The sequence below is a fragment of the Microvirga rosea genome (assembly GCF_020595095.1).
Classification (GTDB): domain Bacteria; phylum Pseudomonadota; class Alphaproteobacteria; order Rhizobiales; family Beijerinckiaceae; genus Microvirga; species Microvirga rosea.
This window is the reverse complement of sequence record NZ_JAJDOP010000004.1, coordinates 26030-41293: the sequence shown is the minus strand read 5'-3', so window position 1 is coordinate 41293 and position 15264 is coordinate 26030. Positions and strand designations below refer to the sequence as shown.

15 protein-coding genes are annotated in these 15264 nt (G+C 62.9%); 6 read left to right on the top strand and 9 right to left on the bottom strand.

The features are described from left to right. Positions 1 to 2: 2 nt before the first annotated feature. The 7 genes from ligD to LJD17_RS11595 all read right to left on the bottom strand — a co-directional run bounded on the left by ligD (position 3) and on the right by LJD17_RS11595 (position 8898). Positions 3 to 1592 carry a non-homologous end-joining DNA ligase gene (gene ligD, locus LJD17_RS11625; protein WP_227384355.1) on the bottom strand — a complete coding sequence of 530 codons (1590 nt, stop codon included), beginning with the start codon at positions 1590 to 1592 and terminating at the stop codon, positions 3 to 5. 41 nt (positions 1593 to 1633) lie between these two features. Further along, entirely contained in the window at positions 1634 to 3268 is a 1635-nt protein-coding gene (locus tag LJD17_RS11620; protein WP_227384354.1) for an ABC transporter ATP-binding protein, read from the bottom strand. Between the two features lies 1 nt (position 3269). After that, on the bottom strand, positions 3270 to 4406 hold the full coding sequence (locus tag LJD17_RS11615) for an ABC transporter permease (protein ID WP_227384353.1): 1137 nt from the start codon (positions 4404 to 4406) through the stop codon (positions 3270 to 3272). Positions 4407 to 4414: 8 nt separating this feature from the next. Next, on the bottom strand, positions 4415 to 5335 hold the full coding sequence (locus LJD17_RS11610) for an ABC transporter permease subunit (protein WP_227384352.1): 921 nt from the start codon (positions 5333 to 5335) through the stop codon (positions 4415 to 4417). 73 nt (positions 5336 to 5408) lie between these two features. Continuing rightward, a complete protein-coding gene (locus tag LJD17_RS11605) occupies positions 5409 to 6992 on the bottom strand; it encodes a peptide ABC transporter substrate-binding protein (protein ID WP_227384351.1) in 1584 nt (527 codons plus the stop codon). Positions 6993 to 7151: 159 nt separating this feature from the next. Beyond that, a complete protein-coding gene (locus tag LJD17_RS11600; protein WP_227384350.1) occupies positions 7152 to 7586 on the bottom strand; it encodes a GlcG/HbpS family heme-binding protein in 435 nt (144 codons plus the stop codon). Positions 7587 to 7671: 85 nt separating this feature from the next. Beyond that, on the bottom strand, positions 7672 to 8898 hold the full coding sequence (locus LJD17_RS11595) for a urate hydroxylase PuuD (protein WP_227384349.1): 1227 nt from the start codon (positions 8896 to 8898) through the stop codon (positions 7672 to 7674). Between the two features lie 202 nt (positions 8899 to 9100). Here LJD17_RS11595 and uraH point away from each other — a divergent pair, with 202 nt between their 5' ends. From uraH to LJD17_RS11565, 6 genes are all read left to right on the top strand, one after another. Beyond that, entirely contained in the window at positions 9101 to 9454 is a 354-nt protein-coding gene (gene uraH / locus LJD17_RS11590; protein ID WP_227384348.1) for a hydroxyisourate hydrolase, read from the top strand. A gap of 2 nt (positions 9455 to 9456) precedes the next feature. Then, positions 9457 to 10899 carry an allantoinase PuuE gene (gene puuE, locus LJD17_RS11585; protein ID WP_227384347.1) on the top strand — a complete coding sequence of 481 codons (1443 nt, stop codon included), beginning with the start codon at positions 9457 to 9459 and terminating at the stop codon, positions 10897 to 10899. 75 nt (positions 10900 to 10974) lie between these two features. Then, positions 10975 to 11421 carry a peptidoglycan-binding protein LysM gene (gene lysM / locus LJD17_RS11580; RefSeq protein WP_227384346.1) on the top strand — a complete coding sequence of 149 codons (447 nt, stop codon included), beginning with the start codon at positions 10975 to 10977 and terminating at the stop codon, positions 11419 to 11421. 63 nt (positions 11422 to 11484) lie between these two features. After that, positions 11485 to 11802: a rhodanese-like domain-containing protein gene (locus LJD17_RS11575; protein WP_264478379.1), complete on the top strand. Its 318-nt coding sequence runs from the start codon at positions 11485 to 11487 to the stop codon at positions 11800 to 11802. Between the two features lie 136 nt (positions 11803 to 11938). Further along, the gene (locus tag LJD17_RS11570) at positions 11939 to 12373 is read left to right on the top strand and encodes a c-type cytochrome (RefSeq protein WP_227384345.1); all 435 of its coding nucleotides are present in this window, start codon (positions 11939 to 11941) and stop codon (positions 12371 to 12373) included. A gap of 94 nt (positions 12374 to 12467) precedes the next feature. Continuing rightward, complete coding sequence (locus tag LJD17_RS11565; RefSeq protein ID WP_227384775.1) at positions 12468 to 13415, top strand: c-type cytochrome; 948 nt, start codon at positions 12468 to 12470, stop codon at positions 13413 to 13415. A gap of 33 nt (positions 13416 to 13448) precedes the next feature. Here LJD17_RS11565 and LJD17_RS11560 read toward each other — a convergent pair whose 3' ends face one another. Both LJD17_RS11560 and LJD17_RS11555 read right to left on the bottom strand, forming a co-directional pair. Continuing rightward, complete coding sequence (locus tag LJD17_RS11560; protein WP_227384344.1) at positions 13449 to 14066, bottom strand: helix-turn-helix domain-containing protein; 618 nt, start codon at positions 14064 to 14066, stop codon at positions 13449 to 13451. Between the two features lie 137 nt (positions 14067 to 14203). Further along, positions 14204 to 15136: a DMT family transporter gene (locus tag LJD17_RS11555; protein ID WP_227384343.1), complete on the bottom strand. Its 933-nt coding sequence runs from the start codon at positions 15134 to 15136 to the stop codon at positions 14204 to 14206. Positions 15137 to 15264: the final 128 nt, after the last annotated feature.

The following is a 15264-nucleotide window of genomic DNA, read 5'->3' as shown; positions in this document are numbered from 1 at the left end:
TTCTACCGCCTGGGTGAGCGTCGCTTCCGTGTGGGAGCGGGGAGGATCTGGTCGACTTTGGCCATATCGGCCCAAGGATCCCGACGGAGTGCCGCGAGGCGTTTGCCCAGGTTCTGCACGGTAAAGCCATTGGGCTTGATTTTCGCGGAAAGTTCCTCCCAGGCCAAGGGCGTCGAGACGGGAGCACCCGGGCGCGATCGGGTCGAATAGGGCGCGACCGCAGTCGCTTCGCGATTGTTGCGAAGGTAATCGATGAAGATCCTGCCTTCACGTTCCTGCTTCACGGATGTGGTCGTGTAGCGTTTGGGTTCGTCCGCCGCCATGGCCTGCGCAAGATCGCGGGTGAACGTCATCGCGTCTTTCCAGGATGCCTTCGGGGTCAATGGCGCCACCACATGCAGACCCTTGCCGCCGGTCGTCTTGACGAAGCTCTCGAGGCCCAGACCTTTCAACCGGTCCCGGATCGCGCGAGCCCCTTCGATCACGAGGGGCCAGCCGACGCCTTCGCCCGGATCGAGATCGAAAATGATCCGGTCGGGGCGCTCCAGATCGGCCAAGGTGGCGCTCCACACATGCATCTCGAGAACGCCTGCCTGGACCAGCGCTACGACACCCTGAATGTCATGCACACTCAAGATTTCCATCGTGCCACCGTCGTCGCGAACGCTGTGGCGCTCGATGAAATCCGATAGGCCCTGCCATGCGTGGCGTTGGACGAAACAGCTCTTCTGTGCTCCCGAAGGGCAGCGGATCAGCGTCAGCGGCCGATCCACCAGGTGGGGCAGCAACCATTCTGAGATGCCGACATAGAATTCAGCCAGTTGCTGCTTCGTGACCCCCTGTTCATCCCACAATACGCGGTCGGGATGGGACAGGGAGACGCCGGCCACTTCGACCCGGTCGGTGTCCTTCGCAGCGACTTTCTTCGATGCGGCCTTCGCCCGTGGCGCCGGCTTCGCGGCGGAGGTGGATTTTGTCGCGGCGGGTTTTGTCTTGGAAGACTTTGTCTCGGAGGCCTTCGTCTTATTGCCGGCAATCTCGTCAAGGGAGCGGCCCGTTTTGACGGATGAGGGAGCCTCCTCCAGGATGTCGGGATCGTCGGCACTGCGTGCGAACCCGTCATCGGCCTTGATCAGGAGCCAGGAAGGCTGTTTTTCCCGCGGACGCTTCGCCATGCGGACCAGATGCCATGTGCCGTGCAGCTTTTGACCGTCGAGGCGGAAACTGAGGCGACCTTTGGCATAGCCTTCCGCCGGGTCGCCTTCCGGCTCCCAGGTTCCGCGATCCCACAGCATGACGGTGCCGCCGCCATACTGACCTTCCGGGATCGTGCCTTCGAAATCGCCGTAGGCGAGGGGATGATCCTCGACCTCCACCGCAAGGCGCTTGTCCCCGGGAACGAAGCTTGGTCCCTTGGCGACCGCCCAGCTCTTCAGGACCCCGTCCATCTCCAGGCGGAAATCGTAGTGCAGGCGGGAAGCATCGTGCTTCTGGATGACGAAGGACGAACCGTGCCGGCGGGAAGATCCTCCCTTCGGCTCGGAGGTCTTGGTGAAGTCGCGCTTGGCGCGATAGGGTGCGAGCTTTGCCATGGCGCAGATTCAATTCGCGCCATGGCGTCCCGGTTCCGATATCAGGAAGCCAGTGTCGCGGGGGTAGGCGCGGCGACACCCCGTTCCTTCAGGAAGGCGGCCGCGATGAGATCGCGGGTATAATCCTCCCGAGGCCGTTCGAAGATTTCCTCCGCGGAGCCCCGCTCGACCACCTTGCCGTTCTTCATGACCATGATTTCGTCCGAAAGCGCCCGGACGACCGCGAGGTCGTGGCTGATGAACACGTAGGCGAGGCCATGGGCCTTCTGCAGGTCACGCAGGAGTTCGACGATTTCCTTCTGCACCGACCGGTCGAGAGCGGATGTCGGTTCGTCCAGAACGACGAGCTTCGGATGCAGGATCATGGCGCGGGCGATGGCAATGCGCTGGCGCTGCCCGCCCGAGAATTCGTGGGGGAAGCGGTTGCGCCACCCCGGCTCCAGCCGCACCTCCTCGAAAGCCTGCGCGGCGCGCCGGTCCCGATCCCGACGGGAGATACGGGGCTCGTGGACCAAAAGTCCTTCGGTCACGATTTCGCCCGCCGTCATGCGCGGGGAAAGGGAGCCGAAAGGATCCTGGAACACCAGCTGCAGGTGACGGCGCAAGGGACGCATGCCCGCGCGGTCGAGCGGCATCAGATTGCGGTCCTCGAACCGCACCATGCCGCTGGCCGACTGCAACCGCAGCACGGCACGCCCCAGGGTGGACTTGCCGGAGCCCGACTCGCCGACCACGCCGACGGTCTCGCCGGCACGTACGGAGAGGCTCACGCCGTCAACCGCGTTGAGCACGTGGGTGGGCTGGCCGAACAGGTTGGATTTCAGAACGAAGGAAACCTTCACGTCCCTTGCGTCGAGAACGAGGGGAGACCCGGCCGGAGCAGGCTCCTTCGTGCCCCTCGGCTCCGCATCGATCAGCATCTGCGTATAGGGATGCTTCGGAGCCGCGAAGATGTCCGACGTGGCGCCGCTTTCGACGACCTCGCCGCGCTTCATCACATAAGTGCGGTCGGCGAAGCGGCGGACGATGCCGAGGTCATGGGTGATGAAGACGATCGACATGCCCAGCCGCTTCTGCAGGTCGGCCAGAAGCTCCAGGATCCGGGCCTGGACCGTCACGTCGAGAGCGGTCGTCGGCTCGTCGGCGATCAGGACGTCCGGATTGTTGGCGAGGGCCATGGCGATCATGACGCGCTGGCGCTGGCCGCCGGACATTTCATGGGGGTAGGAGTCGATGCGCCGTTGCGGATCGGGGATCCGCACGAGTTCGAGAAGCTCGATGGCGCGACGACGGGCCTCCGCCTTGCTCAGTCCGCCATGCGTCGTGAGCGGCAGGGCCAGCTGTTCGCCGATCCGGTAGAGCGGATCGAGCGACGTCATCGGCTCCTGAAAGATCATCGTCAGCTTGGAGCCACGGTACCGGTTGAGCTTGTCGGGAGAAAGCCCGACGAGCTCGTCGCCCCTGTACTTTACGGACCCTTCGGCCCAGCCGTTCGAGGCGAGGAGGCCCATGACGGACATCATGGTCTGGCTCTTGCCCGAACCCGATTCTCCGACGATGGCGACGGTCTCGCCCGCATTCACGTCGAGATCGATGCCCTTGACGGCGTGAAGAATGCCGTCTCCGGTCCGGAAGCGAACATTCAGGTTTCGAACTGTCAGAACGGGATCAGCCATCTTAACGATCCTTCGGGTCGAGGGCGTCGCGCAAGCCGTCACCGATGAAGTTGAGGCAGAACAGGATCGCGATCAGGGTCAGGGACGGATAGAGCAACATCCAGGTGGCGCCCTGGATGTTCTTCGCGCCTTCCGAGATGAGCACCCCGAGGCTGGTGTTGGGCTCCTGAACGCCAAGTCCCAGGAAGGACAGGAAGCTCTCCAGGAGGATCACCTTCGGAACCAGAAGGGTCATGTAGACGACCACGGGACCGAGGGTGTTCGGGATGACGTGACGGCGGATGATGCCCTTCGTCTCGACCCCCAGCGCTTCGGCCGCCTGCACGTATTCCTGGCGTTTGATGGAAAGGGTCTGGCCACGGACGATGCGCGCCATGTCCAGCCATTCCACCGCGCCGACGGCGATGAACATCAGGATGAAGTTGCGGCCGAAGAAGACGACCAGCATGATCACGAAGAAGATGAATGGGAGCGAGTAGATCACGTCCACCACGCGCATCATGATCAGGTCGGCCCGGCCTCCGAGATAGCCGGAGGTCGCGCCGTAGGCGACGCCGATCAGGATGGCCACGAAGGTGGCGAGGAGACCGATGGCCAGCGAGATCTGACCGGCCTTCATCGTGCGGGTGAGAAGATCGCGGCCGTTCGTGTCGGTCCCGAAGAGGAAGTACTTTTTCTTCAAAGGCACGTCGACGACGATGCGTTTGCCTTCATCCGTCTTCTCGGCGATCTTGGCGGCGCCGAACATGTCGGAGCGCTCGAAATAGGCGAGAAGCCGCTCGTCGATGGGCCGCTGCCCCACCAGGGTCACGGTGACGTTGTCTCCCTTCACCTGGATGTTCTCGGGCTTGCCCCGGACGCGGGCGCCGATGCGCTCGATCTGCGGCGTGATCTGGTCCGCCTTCGGATAGGCTTCCAGGCTTGCCGGAACCTTCACGTAGTCGGGATAGACCTGATCGAACGGGTGCCCGGTGACGAGCGGCCCGAAGATGCAGGCGATGGCGATGAACCCCAGCAGCACGATGCTGGCCACGGCGGCCTTGTTGTTGAGCAGACGGCCCCTGGCTTCGACCCAGAGGGAACGTCCGGATACGGGATCGGCAAGGGTTTCGATGGGAAGTGCGGCGCCTTCAGCCATGACGGCCCTCAATCAAAACGAATGCGCGGATCGACGACGGCGTAGAGAATGTCGACCACGAGGTTGAAGATGAGCACGAACACGGCCACGACCACGACCGTCCCCATGACGAGCGTGTAGTCGCGGTTCAGCGCGCCCTCGACGAAGTAGCGTCCGATGCCGGGAAGGCCGAAGATCGTCTCGACCACGACGGAACCGGTCAGCAGGGCCGCGGCCGCCGGCCCGAGATAGGAGATCACGGGCAGCGAGGCGCCGCGCAGGGCATGGGTTACGATTACGTGCCAGGGCAGCCCGAGGGAGCGCAGGGTCCGGATGTGGTTCGAGCGCAGGTTCTCGATCATCGCCGCGCGGGTCATGCGGGCCACGACCGCGATCTGCGGAAGGGCCAGCACGATTACCGGCATGACGAGGTTGCGCGGGGACCCGTCGGCCCAACCGGCCACGGGAAGCCAGGCAAGGGCAAGACCGAGAACGATCTGCAGAACCGGCGCCACCACGAAGTTCGGGATCGTCAGGCCCATGGCGCCGAGGCCGGTCACGATATAATCGGCAAGGCTGTTCTGACGCAGGGCCGCGATCGTTCCGAGGGTGCCGCCCACCAGGATCGCGAGCGTGATCGCCAGGGCGCCGAGGGTCATCGAAATGGGCAGGCCCCGGGCGAAGAGCTCACCAACCGAGAAATCGCGCAGGATGAAGGAGGGCCCGAAATCCCCGTGCATGACGGCGGAGAGGTACAGCCAGTACTGCTGAATCAGCGGCTTATCGAGCTGATAGATCCGGTTGAGGTTTTCCATCACCTTGGCTTCGAGGGGGCGCTCGAGGTCGAACGGGCCGCCGGGAGCCAGCCGGATCAGGAAGAACGAGATCGTCACGATGACCAGTAAGGTCGGAATGGCCGTCAGAAAACGGCGCATGATAAAGGAGAGCAAGATGCTTTCTCCTGGTGAGAAACCTGAGAATAGAAAAGGAGCGGCCCCGTATGGGACCGCTCCCTCGCCTTAATTATTGATCCTTGGACAGGAAGCGCGACGGATAGACGCCGCGCGTGTTCTGCACAAACCCATGAATCTTGGGCGAAATCAGGTTGCTCTTGCCGTAGTACATGATCGGGATCCACGGCATATCCTTCATCAAGATGGCCTCGGCCTTCTTGAAGATTTCCGCGCGCTTGGTGAGATCCATCTCGGCGGCGGCCTGCTCGAGAAGCTTGTCGAACTCCGGATTGTTGTACTTTCCGTAGTTGAAGCCCTTGTTGTCGCTCTTGAGCAGGAACAGGAAGTTGTTCGGGTCCGAATAGTCCGCAATCCAGCCGTAGCGGGCAAGGTCGAAATCGCCGCCGTCACGCAGGTGGGCGAAGTGCGTCTTGCCATCGGTGTTGATGAAGGACGTTTCGATGCCGGCCGGCTTGAACTGCTCGGCGATGGCCACAACCGTATTCCGGTTGTTGTCGGTGGTGTTGTAGCGGATTTCCACCTTCAGCGGCTTGCCGGGACCGAATCCCGCTTCCTTGAGGAGCGCCTTGGCCTTCTCCTCGCGGTCGATCGGCGACATGTCCTTGTAGTCCATGTAGGCCGGCTCGCCGTAGTTGCCCACGCCCGGAGGCATGAACGAATAGCCCGGCTGCATGGTCTGGCCCCAGATCTGCTCGGCCACGAATTCACGGTCGACCATCATGGAAAGGGCCTGGCGGACGCGCACGTCGTTGAACGGCGCCTTCGACGTATTCACCACCAGGAACCACGTCCCGAGATACGGCCCGAGCCTCACCTGATCCTTGAAGCGCTCCTTGAGCGACTTCATCTGGTCGGCCGGCACGTCGTCGGTCGTGTCGAGCTCGCCGGCCTCGTAGCGACGCACCATCGCGGCGAAGTCGGGCGTCGGATAGAACATCACGGTGTCGATCTTGACGTTCTTGGCGTCGTAGTAGTTCTCGTTCTTGACGAGTTTGATGTGCGAATTCGGGACGAACTCGGCGAGCTTGTAGGCGCCGTTCGTCACCATGTTGCCGGGCTTCACGAAGTCCTTGCCGAACTTCTCCACCGACGCCTGATGAACCGGAAGGCTCGTCTGGTGCGTCAGAAGCTCGATGAAATAGGGGGTCGGCTGCTCGAGCCTGATTTCCAGCGTCTTGTCGTCGATCGCCTTGACGCCGAGTTCCTCGATCTTCGCCTGACCCTTGTTGATCTTCTCGGCGTTCAGGATCGGATAAAGAATGTTCGCGTATTTCGCGCCCGTTTCCGGATTCATGATGCGGCGGTAGGAATACACGAAGTCCGCAGCCTTCACCGGATCGCCGTTCGACCACTTGAGGCCGTCGCGCAGGGTGAAGCGGTAGGTCTTGCCGTCGTCACCGACTTCCCATTTGGCTGCCTGACCGGGAATGGCCTTGCCCTCGGCGCTGTAGGTCACGAGGCCTTCCAGCATGTCGCGCAGGATGTGGGATTCCTGGACGGTGGAGGTCTTGTGCGTGTCGAGCGTTTCCGGCTCGCCGGAATTGGCGCGGTTGTAGACGACTTCCGCGGAGGCCGGTCCCAACAGGGCGGCTGTGGCAACGGCGGCGAGCGCCGCTTGTTTGATCCATAACATGAACGCGTTCCCTTTCTGGTGTTTCCAGGGTTTTTGAAGGCTTCGATCACGGTCAATTAGGACAGTGACCTTGACTCATTTGTTGTTCAATCAACCATTTCTGTCCAGAGGCAAAAAAATATTCAATCCGGACAATGGCTTAGAGGAGGATTAAGGCCCTCAAGCCCCGGCGTCGAACGTCAGGCCCGTCGCCTCGATGCCTGCGGCGGCGGCAATTTCGTCATTGTCGGACGTGTCTCCCGACACTCCGACGGCTCCCAGGACCCGCCCCTGGGAATCCTTGATCAAGACCCCGCCGGGGACCGGAACGAGCTGGCCGCCCACCACGTGACTTGCGGCCGCCACGAAATAGGGCCTGTCCGTCGCCATCTTGTGCAGCGCCCTGGATCCTACGCCCATGGCCAAAGCGCCGTAGGCCTTGCCCATGGCGATCTCCGCGCGCTTGAGGCTTGTCCCATCCTCGGAGGCAAGGGCCTTCAGGGCTCCTCTTTCATCATACACCACAATGGCTAAAGGCTTGAAAGATTTCGCCCTGGCGGTCTTGAGCGCGGCCGATACGATGGACTGCGCGATTTCGAGGGTCAGTTCGGTCACGTCCTCTCCTATTTTTGGAAGGTTATAGAACAGCATTTCCCAAAGGCGAGGGTGGTGCCCCGGGCGTGATGTCGTGCGGACGCGCCTAACGGACGGCGGCGTCCTTCTGCGCGAGCCACGTGGCCACGACCTTGCGCTCCTCGAGGGTCATCTCCGTGATGTTGTTCGGGGGCATGGCGTGAGTCAGCACGGCCTGGACGCGGATCAGATCGGCGTGGCGCAGGATGTTCTCCGGCGTGTCGAGGCGAACGCCCTTCGGGGCGATGGAAATACCGTCCCAGGCGGGCTCCGCCGCATGGCACATGGAACAGCGTGATTGAACGGCCAGAACGGCGTCGTCGAAGGCGGCGGCGAGGGTCGCGGAAGTCGCCCCGTTCTGAATGTCCGCCGTGTTCTCGTTCCCGGGCTTGCCGATGATCGAGAGCCAGATCGCCACAACGATCGCGGCCGCGGCGACGGCCCAGGTCCACCAGGGCGACCCTTTGCCGGCATGCTGGGAATTGAAGAAGTGGCGCACGATCGCCCCGGCGATCAGGATGCAGCCGACGATGCCGACCGCATATCGCGAAGACCAGGCGAGAGGATAGTGGTTCGACAGCATCAGGAACAGAACGGGCAGCGTCAGGTAGTTGTTGTGCGTCGAGCGCTGCTTCGCCTGTTTGCCGAGGGCGGGATCCGGCGAACGCCCGGCCAGGAGATCGGCAACGACTTTTCTCTGGTTGGGGATGATCACGAAAAAGACGCTCGCCGACATCCATGTCGCGATCATTGCACCGGTGTGCAGAAACGCCGCCCGTCCGCTGAAAAGGTGTCTGAACACGAACGCGGCGACAAGGATGTAGAGGAAGAGGAAACATCCCAGCGCCACGTCGTTTCGGCCGAGCGGCGAGCGGCACAGGCCTTCATAGACGAGCCAGCTCAAGGCGATGCCGCCGATGCCGATGAGAGGCACCTGCCAGGAAGCAAGAGCCCGCACGGCCGGATCCACGGTGTAGAGATCCGCGTGCAGGTAATAGACCCAGACGAGCAGAAAAAAGCCGGTGATCCAGGTGGAATAGCTTTCCCATTTGAACCAGGTCAGTTCCTTCGGCATCTCCGGCGGCGCGACCAGATACTTGCGCATGTTGTAGAAGCCGCCGCCATGGACTTGCCATGCCTCGCCGCCGACTCCGGGCGCCAGACCGTCGCGCTTCTTCAGGCTGAGATCCAGATGGATGAAGTAGAAGGACGAGCCGATCCAGGCGATGGCCGTGATGACGTGGACCCAGCGGAGAAGCTGGCTGATCCATTCGGAGATCTGCGGGTCGATCATGCGGCCCCTTCATACTGACACGGGCCGTAGCCTAGGGCGGCGGCCGGATTTGCGAAAGGCCCGCCCGGCCGCTTTTTCAACAGGAAGAGGGCGCGGGGCGCTGCACCTGCAGGCGTCCGCCGTTCCTCGCGCTTGACGCCGACACCCGGGGCCCGACAATTCACCGATGCCGCAGGCGCGGCCCTCGTCAAAAGGTCTTCTCATGGGACGATTGTCCACCCACGTCCTCGACACCGCCAACGGCCGCCCGGCGCGCGGCGTCGCCTTGGAACTCTTTTTGCTGGAAGGCGACGCGCGCCATCCGGTCGCGCGGACGCTGACCAATGCGGATGGCCGCACCGATCAGCCCCTGCTCCTCGGCGAATCCTTCCGGATCGGCACCTATGAGCTGGTGTTCCACGTGGGGCCGTATTTCCGCGCTCTCGCGACCGCAACCGCCGATCCGCCCTTTCTCGATGTCGTTCCCATCCGCTTCGCGATTGCCGAGCCGGATGGCCACTACCATGTGCCGCTCCTGGTTTCGCCCTGGAGCTATTCCACCTACCGAGGCAGCTGACCATGGCCGAGACGTCCTATCCCCGCGACCTTGTCGGCTATGGCCGAAATCCGCCGAACCCCCGCTGGCCGAACGGCGCGCGGATCGCCGTTCAGTTCGTCGTCAACTATGAAGAGGGCGGGGAGAACAACATCCTCCATGGCGATAGGGCGTCGGAGGCGTTTCTGTCCGAGATCGTCGGCGCCGCGCCTTGGCCCGGACAGCGGCACATGAGCATGGAGTCGATCTACGAGTACGGCTCGCGGGCCGGTTTCTGGCGTCTTTGGCGCCTTTTCACCGAGCGCGGCCTGCCGGTGACCGTTTATGGGGTCGCCACTGCGCTGATGCGCAATCCGGAGGCCGTCGCCGCCATGAAGGAGGCCGATTGGGAAATCGCCAGTCACGGCCTGAAGTGGATCGACTATCGGGATTTTTCCTCGGACGAGGAGCGGGCCCACATGCGCGAGGCCATCCGCATTCATACGCAGGCCGCGGGCGAACGACCGCTCGGCTGGTACACGGGACGCACTTCGGAGCATACCAACCGCCTCGTGGCGGAAGAAGGCGGCTTCCTCTACAGCGCGGACTCCTATGCCGACGATCTTCCCTATTGGGAACAAGGGACGAAAGGGCCGCTGCTGATCGTGCCCTACACGCTCGACGCCAACGACATGCGCTTCGCCACCCCGCAGGGATTCAATTCCGGTGATCAATTCTTCACCTACCTGAAGGACACGTTCGATACCCTTTATGCCGAAGGGGAAACCGCGCCCAAGATGATGTCCGTCGGGCTTCATTGCCGTCTTGCCGGCAGGCCGGGGCGAGCAGCGGCACTGGAGCGCTTTCTCGATTATGTTCTCTCCCATGACGATGTCTGGGTTGCCCGGCGCGTCGACATCGCCCGGCATTGGATCCGCCACCATCGGCCGGCGGATGTCAGGCCCAGCACCATGACCAAGGCCATGTTCGTGCAGCTCTTCGGGGATGTGTTCGAGCACTCCCCGTGGATTGCCGAGCGGGCCTATGACGAAGGATTTTCCCCTGCGCAGGATACGGCGGAGGGGCTGCACGCGACGATGGTTCACGTGTTGTCGCAGGCGAGCCGCGAGCAGAAGCTCGCCTTGATCCGCTCCCATCCCGACCTCGCCGGGCGGTTGAAGCTCGCCGACCTGACCTCGGATTCCCGCGGCGAGCAGGCCTCCGCGGGGCTCGACAGCCTCACCGAGGAGGAGCGGAACCGCTTTCTGGCCCTGAACGACCGTTACAGGCAGATGTTCGGCTTCCCGTTCATCATGGCGGTCAAGGGGCGCTCCAAGGAAGAGATCCTGGCAGCCTTCGAGGAAAGGCTCGATCATGACGCGGACCGGGAGTTCGACACCGCGGTCGTCGAGATCGAGCGGATCGCGCTCCTGCGCCTGAAGGATCGGCTTCCGTCCCTGGCCGATGTGTTCTCGTCCCTGGCCTAAGCGGAACCGTAAGCGGGCTTCGGCGTCTTTCAACCGGGGCGGCGCGACGACGCCGACCAGCGGAGGAGATGTGTCATGGGTCTATTCAAATTCATCAAGGAGGCGGGCGCCAAGCTGTTCGGCGGAAGTGCCCAGGCGGCGACGACCGAGGCTCTCAAGAAGGAGGTGCAGGGCCATGGCTTCGACGCCGACAAGCTCGGCATCGACGTTCAAGGCGACAAGGTGAAGGTCTCGGGACAGGCCGTCAGCCAGGAAGAGGCCGAAAAGATCATCCTGTCCCTCGGCAACACCTATGGGGTGGCCGAAGTCGACACGTCCGAACTTCAGGTCCAGCAGCCGGCGAAGCAGTCGACCATGTACACGGTCCAGAAGGGCGACACCCTCTGGGCCATCGCCGAGAAGCACTACGGCAAGGGGAAGGGAGCCAAGTACACGGAGATCGTCAAGGCCAATTCGCCGCCCGTGAAGGACCCCGACATGATCCAGCCGGGCTGGGTTCTGCGCATTCCGGACCTGGCCTGACGGGCGGATTGCCTGCCTCCGTGCGATGCCGGTATGATCGGGCAGCAGCACGGAGGCTTATGCATGAATGGTCCGGTGCCGGTCATCGATTTGAACCGGGATGACATCAAGAAGGGATTGAGCGACGGCTCCATCCTCCTTGTGGATGTGAGGGAGCCGCAGGAATTCGCGGCCGGGCACATTCCGGGCGCGGTGTCTCATCCGCTCTCCACCTTCGACGCCGAGTCCCTGCCTGCGGACAAGAGAATCGTTTTTTCCTGCGCGGCGGGTGTGCGGTCCCTGCGGGCGATCGAGTTCGCCCAGGCGGCGGGACGGGATCTCCGGGAGCATTATAAAGGCGGATTCAAGGACTGGATCACCGCCGGAGAACCTGTCGAATAGGGCGAACGGGTTCGCTGTTCCTCACAGAGTTGTGTTGTTGCGCCCGGTTGCCCGACAGGCGCCGACCATGCGCTAATGCCGCATGGCCGGTGAGGAATCATAAGAACCGGTTCACGGGCTCAAGAGGGAATTCCATATGAAGCGTAGTTTTATCGCGGCCAGCATCCTGGCGCTTGGGGTGACGGCGGCGCTTGCGCAGACGGATGTCATTGCGCAGCGGCAGAAGCTGATGAAGGACAATGGCGAGCACTCGCGCGGGATCGGCGCCATGCTGAAGGACCAGGCGCCTTTCGATCTGGCCAAAGTCCAGGCTGCCCTGCAAACCTTCTCCCGCAGCGCCAAGGGTGAGCCGGACCTGTTCCCGGCCAATTCCAAGGACGGCAATACCAAGGCCACGCCGGCGGTCTGGGAGAAGAAGAGCGAGTTCGATGCGCTTTTCGCCAAGTTCGACCAGGACTCGCAGACGGCTCTCACCACCATCAAGGACGAGGCCACCTTCAAGGCGGAGATGCCGAAGGTGCTTCAGAACTGCGGCACCTGCCACAAGACGTTCCGCCAGCCGGTCGGCTAGGACCGCGCCCCGTCTGCCTTGCGGACGGAGACATTTAAGCTGAACAATGCGGGCGGCGGTTCGGGCCGCCCGTTTTTTCGGAGGGTGGATGAGAATGCGCAAAGCGCTTGCCGTGCTGTTTGGTCTCCTGCTGCTTGGGCTTGTCGCATTCATGGCTCTCACATCACCGACCGCATGGCAGGTTGTGCACGGCGAGCTGGCGACAGGTTCGGACGCGTCGGCGGAAGTTGCCCGAAAGTCCGACCCGGAGAAGGGCCGTATCGTCTTTTTCGCCGGAGGATGTTCATCCTGCCACGCCACTCCTGGGCAGGACGACAAGATGCGTCTTGGCGGCGGCTATGCCCTCAAGTCGCCTTTCGGCACCTTCCATGTCCCGAATATCTCGCCGCACAAGCGCGATGGCATCGGCAGCTGGAGCCAGGCCGATTTCGTCCGCGCCATGCATGAAGGTGTGTCGCCGGACGGGCAGCACTATTATCCGGCTTTTCCCTACACGTCCTATCAGCGGATGACGGCGGCCGATCTGGGAGATCTGTTCGCGTTTCTCCAAACCCTGCCTGCCATCGAAGGCAAAGCGTCTCCCCATGACCTGCCGTTTCCCTTCAATATCCGCCGCGGTGTCGGCCTTTGGAAGCTGGCTTTTCTCGACGGGCACGTCTTCATGCCTGACCCTGACCGATCCGTTGAATGGAACCGGGGCGCCTATCTCGTCGAGGGCCTCGGACATTGCGCCGAATGCCACAGTGAGCGGAACATGATGGGCGCCATCATTCCCGAGCGGCGCTTCGCCGGTGGGCCCGATCCGGAGGGCAGGGGCATCGTCCCCAACATCACGCCCGGCCCGACGGGCATCGGCGGATGGTCCCCCGAAGAGGTCGTCACGCTTCTCACGACCGGCGAGACGCCGACCTTCGACACGGTGAGCGGACCGATGGCGTCCGTGGTTCACAACACGGCCCAGCTGCCGGAAGCCGACCGCCGGGCCATGGCTGAGTACATCCTGTCCCTGCCGCCGAAGGTGGGTTACAAGAAGCCGCAGTGAGCGCTTGGTGGGGGTGATGCGACCCTGGCCGGGTCAATCCATCACGGCAGCCTTGAGGATGCAGACCATCGTGGCGTGCGCGGGGGTATTCCCGACCGCTCGCACCGTGTGACGCCGGTCGCAACGATAGCGCAGGGTTTCGCCCGCTTTCGCCCGCTGGACCACGTCCCCGACCTCAACCTCGAATTCACCGTCGATTACGGAAAGGCATTCGATCGAGCCGCGCTGGTGACCGTCGGAGTCGAGCACGCCGCCGGGCTCGGCCTGCACATCGTACCATTGCAGCCACTCGATGGTCTTGAGCCAGCCGATGATCGCAAGGCGCACCTTCCCGTCCTCGGACACGAGGATCGGGGTGTCGGCGCGGGTCGATTTCTCGATGAACGGCTCTTCGTCGCTGGTGGCCAGAACGCGCTCGATCGAGACGTCGAGAGCCTGACTCAGGCGCCAGATCGTGGCCAGCGTCGGGTTCGTCTCGTTCCGTTCGATCTGGCTGATGATGGATTTCGCCACGCCGGATTGCTCGGCGAGTTCCGAAAGAGACAGGTTGTACGCCTTGCGCAGCCGCTGGATCGTCTTCCCCAAATGGCCGGAAATGACCTGTGCGCCGGTTTCCAGCTCCCGGTGACGCTCCTTGCCTTCGACGCCCATCTAAACCCGTCCTCAGTTCTGAAAGATCGAACGTTCGTTCCTCAAAACGGTTGTGGGGGAACATGAGGGACGGGTCAAGCGTGGGGGACCGCGAAGGCCGCTTTTCGCGGGGCTTCCCGACCATTCTGGCTTCAGGCCTAGCCCCCCGGCCGCTGAGCGGCGGTCTCGAGGGCCTTGGCGCGCTCGAGGCCGAGCTTTCGCTCCCGCCACACGATGAAAAGCCCGGTTCCGGCGACGATGGCCGCTCCGGACATGACCGCAGCCGTCGGAAGGTCTCCGAACACGAACCATCCGAGCAGGAGCGCCCAGATCATTGTGGTGTATTCGAAGGGCGCAAGGATGGAGGTGTCGGCGAAGCGGTAGCTTTGGGTGAGAAGAATCTGACCGATCCCGCCGAGGATTCCCACAAGGATGAAAAGCAGAAGATCGGACAGGGACGGGACCACCCAGCCGAGCGGGATGGTGAGAAGCGACAATCCGGAAGCGAGGATGAAGAAATAGAACACGATGGCGCCGGTCCGTTCCGTCTGGGTGAGACGGCGGACCTGGATCGTGGCTCCCGCCGAACAAACGGCCCCCATGAGGGAGAAGAAGGCCCCGATGCTCGATCCGGCCCCGAGGCCTCCTGAAAAGGAGCCGAGCTTCAGAAAGGGAGACAGCATGATCAGCACCCCGACGAACCCGATTCCGACGGCGGTCCAGCGATAGGCGCGGACCTTTTCCTTCAAGAGGAGGGCGGCGAGGATGACCACGATCAGCGGGGAGGCATATCCGATGGCGATGGTATCGTGCAGGGGCAGATAGGCGAGGGCCGCAAAGCCCAGATACATGCTCGACGTCCCGATCAGTCCGCGCAGGAAATGGCCCGCCACGTGCTCGGTCCGGACAGCGTTGATCAGATCCCCCTGCCAGGCCAGCCAGGTCAAAAGCGGGATAAGGGCAAAGAAGCACCGGAAGAAAACCAGCTCGCCGACCGGGTAGACGCTCGATAGGGTCTTCAGGCCTGCCGACATGAGGGTGAAGACGAAAGCGGAGAGGATTTTGAGGGAAATCCCCAGGAGAGGTTTCACGGCGGGAGGGGCTTCATGAGTTCGAGTTGCTGCGGCAGAATGCCAACCAATCACGGGCGGCGGGCCGCGTGAACCCCTCTTGTGCGGAAAATCCCTGCGCCGCATGCATGGTTCGGCCGGTCTCTGTC

Excerpts from the sequence above, each read along its gene's own strand:
- ligD (WP_227384355.1), bottom strand. The coding sequence starts at position 1,592 with ATGGCAAAGCTCGCACCCTATCGCGCCAAGCGCGACTTCACCAAGACC.
- LJD17_RS11620 (WP_227384354.1), bottom strand. The coding sequence starts at position 3,268 with ATGGCTGATCCCGTTCTGACAGTTCGAAACCTGAATGTTCGCTTCCGG.
- LJD17_RS11615 (WP_227384353.1), bottom strand. The coding sequence starts at position 4,406 with ATGGCTGAAGGCGCCGCACTTCCCATCGAAACCCTTGCCGATCCCGTA.
- LJD17_RS11605 (WP_227384351.1), bottom strand. The coding sequence starts at position 6,992 with ATGTTATGGATCAAACAAGCGGCGCTCGCCGCCGTTGCCACAGCCGCC.
- LJD17_RS11595 (WP_227384349.1), bottom strand. The coding sequence starts at position 8,898 with ATGATCGACCCGCAGATCTCCGAATGGATCAGCCAGCTTCTCCGCTGG.
- uraH (WP_227384348.1), top strand. The coding sequence starts at position 9,101 with ATGGGACGATTGTCCACCCACGTCCTCGACACCGCCAACGGCCGCCCG.
- puuE (WP_227384347.1), top strand. The coding sequence starts at position 9,457 with ATGGCCGAGACGTCCTATCCCCGCGACCTTGTCGGCTATGGCCGAAAT.
- lysM (WP_227384346.1), top strand. The coding sequence starts at position 10,975 with ATGGGTCTATTCAAATTCATCAAGGAGGCGGGCGCCAAGCTGTTCGGC.
- LJD17_RS11575 (WP_264478379.1), top strand. The coding sequence starts at position 11,485 with ATGAATGGTCCGGTGCCGGTCATCGATTTGAACCGGGATGACATCAAG.
- LJD17_RS11570 (WP_227384345.1), top strand. The coding sequence starts at position 11,939 with ATGAAGCGTAGTTTTATCGCGGCCAGCATCCTGGCGCTTGGGGTGACG.
- LJD17_RS11565 (WP_227384775.1), top strand. The coding sequence starts at position 12,468 with ATGCGCAAAGCGCTTGCCGTGCTGTTTGGTCTCCTGCTGCTTGGGCTT.
- LJD17_RS11560 (WP_227384344.1), bottom strand. The coding sequence starts at position 14,066 with ATGGGCGTCGAAGGCAAGGAGCGTCACCGGGAGCTGGAAACCGGCGCA.